The organism is Rhizobium sp. SG570 (assembly GCF_012275345.1).
Taxonomy (GTDB): Bacteria; Pseudomonadota; Alphaproteobacteria; order Rhizobiales; family Rhizobiaceae; genus Rhizobium; species Rhizobium lusitanum.
On the sequence record NZ_JAAZQI010000019.1, the window covers coordinates 35,807 to 49,995 of the forward strand.

Annotated in this window: 12 protein-coding genes; 6 read left to right on the forward strand and 6 right to left on the reverse strand. The window is 62.0% G+C overall.

All coding sequences use genetic code 11. The features are described 5' to 3' along the window. Nucleotides 1-149 precede the first annotated feature (149 nt). From FHT28_RS28875 to FHT28_RS28900, 6 genes are all read left to right on the forward strand, one after another. Entirely contained in the window at nucleotides 150-1,169 is a 1,020-nt protein-coding gene (locus FHT28_RS28875) for a sugar ABC transporter substrate-binding protein (RefSeq protein WP_168598078.1), read from the forward strand. Between the two features lie 111 nt (nucleotides 1,170-1,280). Further along, the gene (locus FHT28_RS28880; RefSeq protein ID WP_168598079.1) at nucleotides 1,281-3,836 is read left to right on the forward strand and encodes an ATP-binding cassette domain-containing protein; all 2,556 of its coding nucleotides are present in this window, start codon (nucleotides 1,281-1,283) and stop codon (nucleotides 3,834-3,836) included. 9 nt (nucleotides 3,837-3,845) lie between these two features. Beyond that, entirely contained in the window at nucleotides 3,846-4,865 is a 1,020-nt protein-coding gene (locus FHT28_RS28885) for a Gfo/Idh/MocA family oxidoreductase (protein ID WP_112442233.1), read from the forward strand. 10 nt (nucleotides 4,866-4,875) lie between these two features. Continuing rightward, complete coding sequence (locus FHT28_RS28890) at nucleotides 4,876-5,853, forward strand: ABC transporter permease (protein WP_210255904.1); 978 nt, start codon at nucleotides 4,876-4,878, stop codon at nucleotides 5,851-5,853. Continuing rightward, nucleotides 5,850-6,659: a creatininase family protein gene (locus tag FHT28_RS28895; protein ID WP_168598080.1), complete on the forward strand. Its 810-nt coding sequence runs from the start codon at nucleotides 5,850-5,852 to the stop codon at nucleotides 6,657-6,659. The genes FHT28_RS28890 and FHT28_RS28895 overlap by 4 nt, the downstream gene beginning before the upstream one ends. Continuing rightward, on the forward strand, nucleotides 6,656-8,182 hold the full coding sequence (locus FHT28_RS28900) for an aldehyde dehydrogenase family protein (protein WP_168598081.1): 1,527 nt from the start codon (nucleotides 6,656-6,658) through the stop codon (nucleotides 8,180-8,182). Before FHT28_RS28895 ends, FHT28_RS28900 begins: the two co-directional genes overlap by 4 nt. Before the next feature lie 99 nt (nucleotides 8,183-8,281). Here FHT28_RS28900 and FHT28_RS28905 read toward each other — a convergent pair whose 3' ends face one another. From FHT28_RS28905 to FHT28_RS28930, 6 genes are all read right to left on the reverse strand, one after another. Next, on the reverse strand, nucleotides 8,282-8,746 hold the full coding sequence (locus FHT28_RS28905) for a RidA family protein (protein ID WP_051963622.1): 465 nt from the start codon (nucleotides 8,744-8,746) through the stop codon (nucleotides 8,282-8,284). Between the two features lie 23 nt (nucleotides 8,747-8,769). After that, nucleotides 8,770-10,335, reverse strand: a complete 1,566-nt coding sequence (locus FHT28_RS28910) for a GMC family oxidoreductase N-terminal domain-containing protein (protein WP_168598082.1) — start codon at nucleotides 10,333-10,335, stop codon at nucleotides 8,770-8,772. Nucleotides 10,336-10,682: 347 nt separating this feature from the next. After that, nucleotides 10,683-11,666 carry a branched-chain amino acid ABC transporter permease gene (locus FHT28_RS28915; RefSeq protein WP_168598083.1) on the reverse strand — a complete coding sequence of 328 codons (984 nt, stop codon included), beginning with the start codon at nucleotides 11,664-11,666 and terminating at the stop codon, nucleotides 10,683-10,685. Then, a complete protein-coding gene (locus FHT28_RS28920) occupies nucleotides 11,663-12,571 on the reverse strand; it encodes a branched-chain amino acid ABC transporter permease (protein ID WP_037197637.1) in 909 nt (302 codons plus the stop codon). The genes FHT28_RS28915 and FHT28_RS28920 overlap by 4 nt, the downstream gene beginning before the upstream one ends. Continuing rightward, nucleotides 12,568-13,317 (reverse strand): ABC transporter ATP-binding protein, encoded by a 750-nt coding sequence (locus FHT28_RS28925; protein ID WP_168598084.1) that lies wholly within the window; start codon nucleotides 13,315-13,317, stop codon nucleotides 12,568-12,570. The genes FHT28_RS28920 and FHT28_RS28925 overlap by 4 nt, the downstream gene beginning before the upstream one ends. Next, nucleotides 13,314-14,111, reverse strand: a complete 798-nt coding sequence (locus FHT28_RS28930) for an ABC transporter ATP-binding protein (protein WP_168598085.1) — start codon at nucleotides 14,109-14,111, stop codon at nucleotides 13,314-13,316. Before FHT28_RS28930 ends, FHT28_RS28925 begins: the two co-directional genes overlap by 4 nt. Nucleotides 14,112-14,189 lie beyond the last annotated feature (78 nt).

Sequence of the window (14,189 nt, forward strand, 5' to 3'; positions counted from 1 at the left end):
GTGCTGTATAAGAATGAGCGCAAAGCGCCATAGTCGCCGACAGGACGCGTCACTGGGGACGAATGCCTGACCGGCGGAATGTGAAGAAGAGGCGAGACAATCGCCCGCCATGATCACGAAAAGCCTTCAAGGCAGAGGAGAACAGAAACATGCGCGCACTTCTGAAAGCATCCGTCGCCCTGCTCGCGCTTGCGCTTGCAACACCATCGATCGCCAAGGACAAGGTTCTTGGCCTGGCAGCGATCGACCTGCAAAACTCGTTCTTCGTCCGCATGAAGGAAGCCGGCGATGTCGCCAGCAAGGACTATGGCGTAAAGGCCACCTGGCAGAGCGCCGAGGGCAGCCTGGAAAAGCAGGTCGGCATTATCGAGAATTTCGTCAACCAGGGCGTCAGCGCCATTCTGATCGACCCGATCGACAAGAATGCTGTCGTTCCTGCCATCAAAAAGGCGCTGGCTGCCGGCATCCCGGTCATCACCATGGGCAACAAGGTCGAAGCCGGCGGCAACTATTCGACGCTCTATCCCGACTATGACAATATGTCGATGGTCGCTCGTGCCGTCGGCACGTCGCTCGGCGGCGAGGGCGAAGTCGCCTTGCTTGTCGGCTCTCGCGGCAACTTCGTTTCAGATGCGCGCGAGAAGGGCTTCGTCGAAACGATGAAGAAGGAGTTTCCGAAGATCAAGATCGTCGGCATCGAGCCGACCGGATGGGATGCCGCCAAGGCAACCAACGCCGCGCAGACATGGCTGACGACCTATCCGGATCTTAAAGCCATCGCATGCATTTCCGACAGCCTTTGCCTTGCCGCCGATTCCGTTGCCAGCTCGATGAACATCAACCTGATCTATGGCGGCTATGACGGCGATGCCGAGATGAAGGATCTGATCGACAACGGCAAGATGGTCATGGATGTGCTCACCGGCGCCTATCGCGTCGGCTATTGGAACATTGCGGTCGCCGCACGTCTTGCCAACGGCGAGAAAATGCCGAACGATCTCTTTATGCCGACTTATTTCGTGACCTCGGACGCGACAGCGGAAAAACTGAAGAAGGCCGGCCTCAATTTCGAGCATATCAACACCGACAAGGAAGCGGTGGAAGCCAAGAACTATACGGAGCAGCTTGGACCGAAGGTTCCGACCTCGGCAATGACCGTCGGGAAATAAGTCCGACGCAGGGCTGCCGGTACGCATCCGTACCGGCGGTCCCCACTCCATGAACATCCTGAATCCTCGCCCCTCCGGGCGATGCGCATCGTGTTCGAGAGGCGGCCGACCATGCTTCAAAACCGGATTTCATCCCTGCTCCGCCGCAACGAGCCGGTGCTGGTGATCGTTCTTGCCATTGCCGTCGTCGTCTTCGGCTGGATCGACCCGCGGTTCCTGACGGCGGGCAACTTTGTGAGCATCGCCCAGCAGAGCGCCGTCATCGCACTCATCGCCTTCGCCATGACGGCCGTTATCATTGCCCGCGGCATCGATATCTCCGTCGGCAGTACGCTGGCATTTTCCGGTGTGGCCGCCGGCCTCGTCTATGCAGCGACCGGTTCGGCTGCGGCGACACTCCTGACCGCAATCCTGGCCGGCTCCGTCATAGGCCTGCTGAACGGCGTGTTGATCGGCTTTGTCGGTATCTCTCCTTTCATTGCAACGCTCGCGACCATGGCCTTCGCACGCGGGCTTTCGCTCAGCCTTTCGGGCGCATCGAGCATCGCGATCGACAATCCCATCGTTCTCTATGCCGGGCGCGAAAGCCTCGGTCCCATTCCAGCTGCCATCATCGTCGCAGCCGTCTGCCTGCTTGCCTGGTGGTTCGTCCTTGCCCGTACCGTCTATGGCCGCTGGATCTATGCCATCGGCGGCAATGCCGATGCGGCGCGGGCCTCCATGGTGCCGGTCGGCCTTGTGCGCATCTCGGTCTATTTTATCGCCGGAGCCACCGCCGGGCTCGGCGCCATCCTGACGATCGGCCGTCTCGGCTCGGCCCAGCCGCTGGCCGGCACCGGCCTCGAATTCACCGCCATCACGGCAGCGATCGTCGGCGGCACCAAGCTTTCAGGCGGGCAAGGCTCCATCTGGGGCACCGCGATCGGGGCATTGCTTCTCGGCGTGATCAATACCGGGCTTTCCTTTCTCCAGGTGCCGCAGATCGTCATCTACTACATTACCGGCGCCCTTATTCTCGTTGCGGTGCTGGCCAGCCAGCCGGAGAGCATCACAGCATTCGTCAAAAGCGGCCGGCGCAAAAGCCAGGCGACAAAGGCCGCTCCGCCTCAGAATGACGCGGCGAAAGCGTCTGCGGGTCGGCGCATAGAGCTGCGCGCGCTCGGCAAGTCATTCCCCGGCGTCAAGGCATTGGACGGCGTTTCATTCGCTATATCGTCGGGCGAGGTCGTAGCACTCGCCGGCGAGAACGGTGCCGGCAAATCGACACTGGTGAAGTGCATTTCCGGCGTCTACCGGCCCGATGAAGGCGATATCGCCATCGACGGTCGTCTGGTCGATTTTCATGCACCGAGCGATGCCGAGGGCATCAGCGTTATCCATCAGCATTTCAGCCTTTCGCCGGATCTGACGGTCGCCGAGAACCTTTTCGTCGGTCGCGAGCCGCACACGCGCCTTGGCTTGCTGGACCGCGGGCGCATGCGCCGCGAGGCCGCCGCGATCATGCGGGAGCTGTCGCTCGATATCGACATCGATGCCGAATTGCGGACCCTCTCCGTTGGCCGCCAGCAGATGGTGGAGATCGCCCGCGCCGTCCTGTCCGACGCCTGGCTCTTCATCATGGACGAGCCGACGAGCGCGCTTTCCAATCGCGAGCGGGATCATCTCTATGAGCTTATCGCAAAGCTCAGGCAACGCGGAGCGGGCATTCTCTACATCTCACACAAGATGGAGGAAATCTTCAGCCAGTGCGACCGCGTGGTCGTGTTGCGCGACGGCAAGTTCATCGGCGAACGGCAGACGCGGCTGACCAACGAAGCGGAGATCGTCTCGATGATGGTCGGCCGCGATCTCGGCGACATCTTCCCCTATCTAAAGGCCGATATTCGCGAAAAAGCGGTGGAGGTGCTGGATGCCTCGAACGGCAAGCTGCTGAAATCCGCCTCGCTCTGCGTCCATCGCGGCGAGATCGTTGCGATTGCCGGACTGATGGGCAGCGGCCGTTCGGAAGTGCTGCGGTTGATCGCCGGTCTAGAAACGCTGCACGGCGGGTCCATCGAGATCTTTGGCAAGGGGCAATCCGGCGGCGATATCAAGGCGGCGAACCGCGCCGGCATCGTCTATATCCCGGAGGACCGGCACCTCGAAGGCTTTGTTGGCACCATGTCCATCCGCGACAACCTTTCGCTCGCCTGGATACGCGGCAATAGCCGCTTCGGCCTGCTGTCGCCGCGCCGGATCAGCCGCTTGGCGGGCGAATTGATTGCCTCCCTCGGTGTGCGGCCGGCACAGCCGGACAAGCGGACAATCGAGCTTTCCGGCGGCAACCAGCAGAAGGTCGTCATCGGCAAATGGCTGGCGACGAAGCCGCAGATCATCCTGCTCGACGAGCCGACGCGCGGCGTCGACGTCGGCGCCAAGTCCGAGCTGCACCACCTTATCGCCGAGCTGAAACGGCAGGGCGCCGCCATCCTGATGGTATCGAGTGAATTGCCCGAAGTGCTCGGCGTCGCCGACCGCATCATTGTTATGCGCGAGGGGCGCTCGGTCGTCGAACTCGGGCGCGGCGCCAGCGAAGAGGACGTGATGGCGCTCGCCTTCAGCGAAACTATTCAGCCCCCGAATATCAATCCGAACGACGCCGAGAGCGCACCGCAACACGTTGCGTGAGGAGGTTTTATGAGCAGACTGCGCATAGCGATCGTCGGCGCTGGCTTCATGGGACGTCTGCATGCTCGCGTGGTGGCCGATAGCGACCTTGCGGACGTTTCCGCCATCATCGATCCGAATGTCGAACTCGGCCGACAGGCAGCGGATGAATTCGGTGTTCCTCATTTCGCAGATGTGGCGTCCGCGCTCAGCGCCGGCGCGGCGGATGCCTATATCGTCGCCGCACCCGACCGGCTGCATGAGGCCGTCACCTGCGAACTCCTCGAGGCAAGCAAACCAGTCCTTCTCGAAAAGCCGATGGCCCATACGCTCGACGCGGCCAAGACCATTGCAAGAACGGCGAAGAGAAGCGGCGCGCGCCTGCTCGTCGCCCATATTCTTCGCTTCGATCCCCGCTATTGCGAGGCAGCAGTTGCCGTGCGTGAAGGCCGCATCGGCCAGCCGATCCATGCCAGCAGCGGCCGTTTCACCAAGCGCGACGTCGGCCAGCGGATGAACGGCAAGTCGAGCGTCTGTTTCTATCTGGGCATTCATGACATCGACATGCTGCAATGGATCAGCGGCGCCGACGTCACCTCGGTTTACTCGCGCGCAGTCTCCAAGCTCATGCCCTCGCTCGGCATCGCTTCGGAGGACGCGATTTTCTCGACGGTCGAAATGTCGAACGGCATGAGCGGCCAGCTCTATTTCGGCTGGACGCTGCCGGATACCGCTCCGACCGGCATATGGGCGCGCACCGAAGTCGTCGGCACCGATGGCCTGATCGATCTCGATGTCCGCGACCATGGTCTGCGGCTGCTATCGCGCGGCTCCTGGTCTTTGCCTGATAGCCAGCACTGGCCGACGACGAACGGACATATCGTCGGCGATCTCTACGAGGAAGTCAGGCATTTCATTTCGGCGGTCCGATTCGAAAAACCCTTCGTCATGCCGGTCGAGGATGCCTTGAGGGCTGTTGCCGTCAATGACGCGATCCTGCGCAGCGTCGACACCGGCAAGCGCGAAGCGGTGGAAGACTGGCACATTTGAGGTGGGACAGATGATGACAACAACAAACAATCTGCGGCTGAGGCGTATCCTCGATCTTTCACCGGTCATCCTGCTCGCAGTGCTGCTGGCGGTCTTCTCGGCCGCTGATCCGCGCGTGATCTCGACGCAGAGCCTGATCAATATCGTGTCGCAGGCAACACCGGTTGCGGTGCTCGCCCTTGGCGCGCTGATTGTGCTCTTGACCGCCGGCATTGATCTGTCGGCCGGCGTCGGCGTTGCCTTCTGCGCCGTGCTGATCGCGACCTTGATCGATTCCGGGCTCGGCCTGCCTGCTGCCCTGGTGATCGCGCTGGTCGTCATGCTCCTCGTCGGATTGGTGAATGGCCTCGTCATCGCGCTACTGAGAATCCCGCCCTTCGTAACGACGCTTGCCACCATGGTGGCGCTGCAGGGCGCGACGCTCGGCGTCGCCTCCAAGGGCGTGCTGGTGCTGCGCGAGCCGGCACTCAAGTTCGTCGGCATCGAACGCACCCTCGGCATACCGAACGTCATCTTCGCAACGCTCGCCATCATCCTCGTCGCCGCCGTGCTGATGCGCCGCAGCGCCTTCGGGCTAAGAACCTACGCCCTCGGCTCCGATGCCGCGGCGGCAGAACTGGCCGGCATCCCGGTCACGCGACACTTTATCCTCGTCTACTGCGCATCCGGCCTTTTCGTGTTTCTGACGGCTTTCATCATGATCAGCCGGGTTCCCGTCGTCACGCCGAATATCGGCGGAACATCACTGCTGCTGGATGCGATCGCAGCGGCCGTTCTTGGCGGCACCAGCATCTTCGGCGGCCGCGGCACGGTCTGGGGCGCCGTGGTCGGCGCGCTGATCGTCAGCCTTTTGACGACAGCCCTGCGCATCTTCGGTACGGACCCATCGAGCCTGGAGCTCTACAAGGGCGCCATCATCATCGCCGCGCTTCTTGCCGACGCCGCCATGACCCACGCGAAGGCTCGCCTCGTGGAGGCTTCACGATGACCTCCTCTCGTGGTGATGCCACCACCAAGCACACAGCCGGCTTTGCCTTCATGACCTCGCCGGACGCGAAGGCGCTGAGCAAAAGCGGACGGAAAAGGCCGGTCGCAATATTGCCTGTCGGCGCCGTCGAACAGCACGGCCCGCATCTGCCACTCGGCGTCGATATCTGGCTTGCCCATGCCGTCGCGCTCGCTGCGGCTGAAGGCGAAGAGGGCATGCGCGTCTGCGAGCCTTTGGCCTACGGCTCTTCCCATCATCATCGCGCCTTTGCTGGCACGATGAGCCTGAGCCCCGACACATTCATCGCCGTTCTGGTCGATCTCTGCACCTGCCTTTCCGAGGACGGCTTTCTCCCCGTCATCCTCAACGGCCATGGCGGCAACCGCGCTGCCATGCAGGTGGCGATCACCAAGCTCGGGCAGCGCGGCATCACGTCAGCCGGCTTCTCCTATTTCGACCTTATCGCCGACATAGCGGCCGAGGTCCTGCCCGATGCGGCCGGCGGCACCGGCCATGCCTGTGCGCTCGAAACCTCCCTGATGATGCATGTCGTGCCGGCAAGCGTCCGAGAACCGTTGATTCCGGAGGGCACGACACCGCCCTCCTGGCCGGATCCGCATCTGTTTGCCGGCTCTGCCGTTACCGTGTGGAGGCCGTTCGAAACCATCCGGGACAATGGCGTCATCGGCACGCCATCGGAAGCATCCCGGCAAGCCGGAGAAACGCTGTTTGCCGCCGCCGTCGAGCGTAGCCGCGCCACGATCCTCAGAATCCAAAAGGACTACGGTCAAAGGAGGCCTTCATGACATTCCATTTCAAATCCTCGATCGACGGTCCGCACCTGCGCGGCATGCCGATCGTCAGCGAGACGGAATCGGGCGCGCGCGTCGGCAAGAACCGGATCGGTTCGGAATGGGTTGCCGGCAGCACCGGCACCTTTCTTGCGGTCGACAGTCCGGCAACGGGCGAGAGACTGGGATATCTGGCGCTGTCGACCCGCGCCGATGTCGGGCGCGCGGTGGCAGCCGCAGAGGCCGCGCGCGAAACCATGCGCAAGATGGGCGTCTTTGCGCGGGCGGCCCTTTGCATGAAGATCGCCGACGAAATCGATCGCCGCGCCGAGGAACTCGCCCGGCTTCTGTGCCTTGAACAGGGCAAGCCTTTCCACGCCGAGGCCAAAGGCGAGATTGCCGCAGCAGCCCTCGGCTTCCGCAATGCTGCCGAGCAGATCAAATGGCTGGAAACGGCTGCCTTCCCGGTCGCAGACGCCAACAAGCGCGCCTTCAGCTTCCTGCAGCCGAAGGGCGTCTTCGCCATCATCACGCCATGGAACTTCCCCGCCGCCCTGCCCTGCCTCTATTATCTCGGCCCGGCAGTTGCGACCGGCAATAGCGTCGTCTGGATTCCGGCGCCGACGACGTCGCTGATCGCTGTAGCGCTGATGGAATGCATGATCGAGGCCGGTGTGCCTGATGGTGTCATAGACCTCGTTCTCGGCGATGGCGCGGAAGTTGGCGATGAGGCCGTCATCCATCCGGGCATACACGCCATTGGCTTCACCGGTAGCTCGGCCACAGGCGCGACAATCGCTCGCCGTGGCGCCGGCAAGCCGCTGCTGCTCGAGATGGGCGGCAATGGCCCGACCATCGTGCTTGCCGACGCCGATATCGACATGGCGGCGGCCGAGATCGGCGCGGGGTGCTTTGCCAATGCAGGGCAGATTTGCACCGCGACCGAGCGGGTTCTCGTGCATAGATCCGTGCATGATCGCTTCGTGGATGGGCTGATGAAGGCGGCCGGCAAGGTGCGCATGGGCGATCCCTTCGACCCGTCGACAACGATGGGGCCGCTCAACAATGCGGCATCGCTCGACAAGATGCTGAGCCATATGGCCGATGCGCATGCTCATCAGGCACGCGTCGTGACCGGCGGTGGCATAGCCGTGGGATTGCCGACCAACCTCTATTTCGAGCCGACAGTCGTGACCGGACTGACACGCGAGAGCCTTTTGAACACCGAGGAATCCTTCGGCCCGGTCGCCCCAGTGCTGACGTTCGATACGGATGAGGAGGCTTTGGAGCTCGCGGCCTCCAGCCCATACGGCCTGTCGGCGGCAGTATTCACCAACACGATCAAGAGAGCCTTCTTCTTTACCGAGAGCCTTCGCGTCGGCATCGTCAACGTCAATGAGAAAAGCTGCTATTGGGAACCGCATATTCCCGCCGGCGGCGCAGCCGGAACGCGGAGCGGGCTTGGCCGCACAGGCGGCCGGCACACACTCATGGAAATGTGCGATCTGAAGACGATGACGATCGATATTTCGCGATAAGCAGGAATGCTGCCGGCCCGGCAACACGCCGGGCCGCAATAAAAAAATGGCCTTCGCACACAGAGGAAACGAAGGCCAGTTGGGGAAAACAGTCAAAAATCAGTCGCGCGGCAGCACGCGCAGGATAGCCTCGATCTCCACGGTGATGCCGTTCGGCAGGGATCCCATGCCGACGGCGGAACGAGCGTGACGGCCCGCCTCACCCAGCACTTCGATGAGCAGATCCGATGCTCCATTGATCACCTTCGGATGATCGGCAAACTCGGGAACCGCATTGACCATACCGAGCAGCTTGATCACCTCGACACGGTTGAGATCGCCGACGGCATCGTGGATGACGCCGAGCAATTGCAGGCCGACGAGGCGCGCATGCTGATAGGCTTCCTCCAAGCTCACATCCTTGCCGACCTTGCCGACGCACCAGGACCCGTCGGGGCGTTGCGGCCCCTGCCCGGCGAGATAGAGCATCTCACCGCACAACTTGGCCGGAATATAATTGCCCGCCGCTTTCGGCGTCTTCGGCAGCGTGAGCCCCAGGGCACTCAGCCGTTCGTAAGCATCCATCGCCATGCGTCCGCCCTCCGCTTTCAATGGACAGCCCGTCGCAGGCTGTCAGCCATCTTCTCGCCTATCATGATGGTGGTGAGATTGGTGTTGGCCTGGCAGTCGAGCGGCATGATCGACGCATCGATGACGCGCAGGCCTTCGAAGCCGTTGACGCGGCATTCCGGATCGACGACGCCGGCGCCGGCACGCCCCATGCTGCAGCCACCGATACCGTGCTGTGCATCGGAAGATTGCGTCAGCAGGAAATCCTCCACCGCTATATCGCTGGCAGTGTCGAGCCAGGAGAGCGGCAGATCGGAATCACCCAGCAATATGCCTTCGGTGATGGCCTGGATCGGCGCCTGCGCTGCCATCCTGCCGAGATGGCGGTAACCGGCGCGCATGCGCGCCAGATCGAGCGGATGGGACAGCATGTTCTCCTCGACGACGGGCTGATCGAGCGGATTGACCGAGCGGAGGCTGACCGAGCCGCGGCTCTTGGCCTCCATGAGGATCAGATTGATCATTGCCTCGCCGAATTGGGCGCTGTCGGATTCGACGCCGATACCACCGTGGTTCATCGACACGAAGAGAATATCGTCGCGTTGCGCGCCCGGAAGACCCGAGCTCATGCGCACGCAGCAATTGGTATGGCGCGCGTTGACATCGGTCGCCTTAAACTCGCTCTTCAGCTTCAGCTCGATGCGGCAGTAGGGATGATCGAAGAAATTCTCGCCCACCGGCAAGTCAGCGACAACCTCGACGCCGCGTTTTCTAAGCAATGTCGCCGGGCCGATGCCGGAGCGCTGCAGAATGACAGGCGAGTGAATGGAACCGGCCGAGAGAATGACGAGCGGCGCAAGGAATGTCTTCGCCTGACCATTGACGATGGCGCTCACCCCCGTCGCCCTGCGGCCATCAAGAATGACCTTGTCGACGGTCGCCGAGCCGACGATCGTCAGGTTGGCACGGCCGCGCGCCGGCTCCAGATAGGCATCATTGACCGAAACGCGTTTGCCATTGCGGCTATTGATGGGGTAGCAGCACACGCCTGCGGCTTCAGGGTCATTCAGGTCATCGTTCCAACTATGGCCGAGAGCCAGCGCACTGTCGCGCATCGCCCTATCGACATTGCCCCATGTATCGACAGGCGCGCGATAAATCGGTGTCGGCCCGCCGCGACCATGGTAGTCCGCATCGATAGGATCGTCCTCGAGCCGGTTAAAGAATGGAAGCACATCGGTACCGGACCATCCGTTACAGCCGATATCGGCCCAGCGGTCGAAGGCATGAAGCAGGCCGCGAATGGCAATCTGACCGTTGACGGCGGTCGAGCCGCCCATGCCCTTGCCGCGCCAATAGACGCGATGCGGCTGCCTTTTCGTCCGGCGCGCCATCAAATCCGGATACATGTAGGCTTCCTGGAAGCGGCGCGGCAAAAGGAGGTTGAACGGGTTCGGACTTTCCATTTCGGCTGGCTGTTCGCTGCTGCGATAGTCGGGGCCGGCCTCCAGCAACAACACCTTCTTGCTCGGATCCTCCGTCAACCGGCCGGCAAGCACTGCACCCGCGGCTCCGGCACCGACAATGATGACATCATAAGGCATGCGGTCATTCCCCGTTCTATTTGTGTGATATTTCGCCTGCGCGACGTACTCCCCATTGCAGCCGGCCATAAGGACACCGGCGCATCAAGATCATCACATTTCGGTTTATATGTAAATGAAATTTTGTATATGAAACCATGTACTTTCTCGTCGATTCTCGCCGAAAATCACACGCGCGCGGCAGCGACATCAACCGACCATTTTGGGGTCCATCAGCTCACGACGCTTGATTGCCTCTGCAATGCCGATGCTATCAAGGATTGGCAAAGCCTGCATCTGTCATGTCGGCAATATCGTCGAAACCAACAGGCGCCGCGGATTTGCTCAGCGCCCGCCTTCCGCGTACGTCAGGATACACCGCTTTCATCTGCAGCAAGCGAAGGCTGTTGCGCGGCTGCACGCCGCCGCCGCGGCATATCACCGAAGAGCCCGCCGGGACGCACCAACAGGATGATGCAGAGCATCACGCCGATCGCCACGATCTGCAGGGACGCTGCGCGAGCCTGCTGTTCCGGCGAGACCAGCGCGCTCGTCAGCGCGCCCGACCCTGCCCAGATCGCCCAGACAAGGACGCTGCCGACAACGGCGCCCTTGTTGCTGCCCGAGCCGCCGACGATCAGCATGACCCAGACCTGGAAGGTCAGGATCGGAACGTAATTGTCCGGCGCGATAAAGCCGACGAAATGCGCCTGTATGGCCCCCGCAAGCCCCATGATGGCTCCGCCAACGGCAAAGGCCTGCACGCGATAAAAGCGCGCGCTCTTGCCGAGAGAAACGGCGGCACGTTCATCTTCGCGGAGCGCCTTCAGCACGCGTCCCCAAGGGCTGCGCGACAAATGATCGAGCGCCAGATAGACGACCAGCATCACGATTGCCACGACGCCAAGATTGGCGAAATTGAAAAGCAATGGCGTTTCGGCAAGGCTTGCGAAGGGACGCGGGATGAAGCCGATGCCGAAGGGGCCGCCCGTCAGGCTTTGTGCGTTCAACGCCACGAGCTGGACGACGACAGCAACGCCGAAGGTGGTGATCGCAAGATAATCCGACTTCAGCCGCAGCGTGGCGACCCCGATGATAGCAGCAGCCAGACCGGCGACGATCATCCCGCCGAGCCAACCGACAGCGATCGGCAGATCGAACCCGCCGAAGCGACCGGCGGCGTCCGGAGTGGTCAGAAGCGCCGACGTATAGGCTCCGACGGCGACAAAGCCGGCAAGGCCGACGTTGAAGAGACCGGTCAGACCCCATTGCAGGTTCAGTCCGAGGGTAATGAAGGAAAAGATCAGCGCCGTCGTCAGGAAGAAGGCGCCATAGCCAAGAATGTCCATCATCGCTCCTTCACTCCGAAAAGGCCAATCGGCCGGATGAACAGCACCGCCATCAGGATGATGAAGGAGACGGCGGCGCGCCATTCGGCGCCGATAAGCTGCACCGCACCGGCCTCGGCAAGGCCGATGATCAGGCCGCCGAGAACAGCGCCCGGCACGCTGCCGATGCCGCCGAGAATGGCGGCTGCGAACATCGGCAGCAGCATGTCGAAACCCATCAGCGGACGGATCTGCACGAGAATGCCGATCATGACGCCGGCAACGCAGGCGAGGCCGCCGCCGATCAGCCAGGTGACGCGAACGACCTTGGCGACATCGATGCCGACGACGCGGGCGAGCGCCGGGTTCTGGCTGAGCGCCTGCATGGAGCGGCCGGTCTGCGTCTTCGTGATCAGCAGATGCACGCCGAGAACCAGCAAAGCCGTGACGATCAGGAGCACGATCTGGTCGGGCGTGATGCGAATGCCTAAACCGACAGGCATGGCGATCTGGATGGCACGGCTGAAATAGGTCGGCCGCGAGGTGAAGAGGAATTCGAGCAAACTGCGCAAGGCCATGGAGGCGCCGAAGCTTGCCATGACGACGATGATCGACTGCCCCTTGGAGCGAAGCCTGGAAAACAGGACCTTATCCAGCGCCAGAGCGAGAAGTCCGGTAAAGCCCATGGCAATTATTACCGCAACGATCAGCGGCCAGCCGAAGGAAAGCGGTCCGATCGGCGCGACCTTGCCGAAGATAGCGCCAATGGCGCTGACGACGGCAAGCGTCGCATAGGTGCCCCAGGCCATAAAATCGCCGTGTGCAAAGTTGGAGAAGCGCAGGATCGAGTAGGTCAGCGTCACACCAATGGCACCAAGGCCGATCATCGAGCCTGTCAGCAGACCATCGACGATGAATTGCAGGTTCATGCCGCACCTCCTGCTTTAGAGACGGTTGGGCGTTGGCCGAGATAGAGCTCGGCGACGACGGGGTCGTTCCACAGCTCGGACGCCACCCCTTCATGCCTGTCCTTGCCTTCGACGAGGACATAGGCGCGGTCGCCGATCGAAAGGGCGGCCTTCGCATTCTGTTCGACGAGGAGAATGGTGACGCCCGACTTGCGGATATCAGTCAGCATCTCGAAGACCATCGAAACGAATTTGGGCGAGAGACCTGCCGATGGCTCGTCGAGTACGAGCAGCTTTGGGCGCACGATGAGGGCACGCGCGACGGCCAGCATCTGCCGCTGACCGCCCGAGAGATTGCCGGCTGCGATGCGGCGATGACGGGCCAAATCCGGGAAGGTTGCGTACATTTCCTCGATACGAACAGGCACCTCTTTCGCCTTCAAGATGCCGCCAGCAACCTTCAAATTGTCATCCACCGACATCAGTGGGAAGACATTCTCCGTCTGCGGCACGAAAGCGAGACCGAGCCGCACCATATTGTGAGCAGGCGCGCTCGTTATATCATTGCCAGAGAGTTCCACTTTGCCGCTTTCGATCGGCACCAGGCCGGCAATCGCCTTGATGAAGCTCGACTTGCCGGCGCCATTAGGGCCGAGGACGACGACGATCTCCTTTTCAGCGACCGTGATCGAGGCGCCGCGTACGATCGGTACGCCCGGCTCGTAGCCAGCGACGAGATCGCGAACGATGAGGACAGGCTCGCTCATGCCGCGCCTCCGAGATAGGCTTCGATGACGCGGGGATCGCGGGCGACCTCATCCGGCGTGCCCTCGCAAAGAAGTTGGCCGCTCGCCATGACGAGCACGCGGTGGCAAAGGCGCGTGACCATATCGATATTGTGCTCGATCAGAAGAAAAGTGACGCCGCGCTGGTTGATGTCGCGAATGCGGTCGATGATGGTCTCCAGGAGGGTCGCATTGACGCCGGCGGCCGGTTCGTCAAGCAGGATGAGCGCGGGATCGGCCATCATGATGCGGGCAAGCTCCAGAAGCTTGCGCTGACCACCCGAAAGCACCCTGGCCGGCTCAAGCGTCAACCGCGTCAGGTGGACGAGGTCGAGCAGTTCCATGGCCTTCGCCTGAGCCGCCTTTTCCTCCGCTGCAACTTTCCAGGGACGCAGGAAATTCGACAGCAGGCGCTCGCCGGCCTGACCCTGCGCCGCCAGCATGACATTTTCGAGCAGGCTCAAATTGGGGAAAGGGCGCGGAATTTGGAACGTCCTGCCTAGGCCACGGCCTATGCGGCGATGCGCGGGCTCGCCTGCCACCGGCGCACCGTTCAAAATGATCTCGCCGCTGCTCGGGGCAACGCTGCCGGCCAGCAGATCGAACATCGTCGTCTTGCCGGCGCCGTTCGGACCAATCAAGCCGAGAATCTCGCCTTGCCGCACATTGAATGAAACGTCGTTGACGGCGGTGACGCCGCCGAAACGTCGCACCACATTCTTGGCCGTCAGAACAGGCCGGGCTTCCTCCCCATGCCGTTCAGTTGTCGTACTCATGAGATCCCTCTGGCCGGAAGCCGGTCGTTGCCGCTCCCTGATTATTTGATTTGTGATCACACTTGCATTGATCACGCT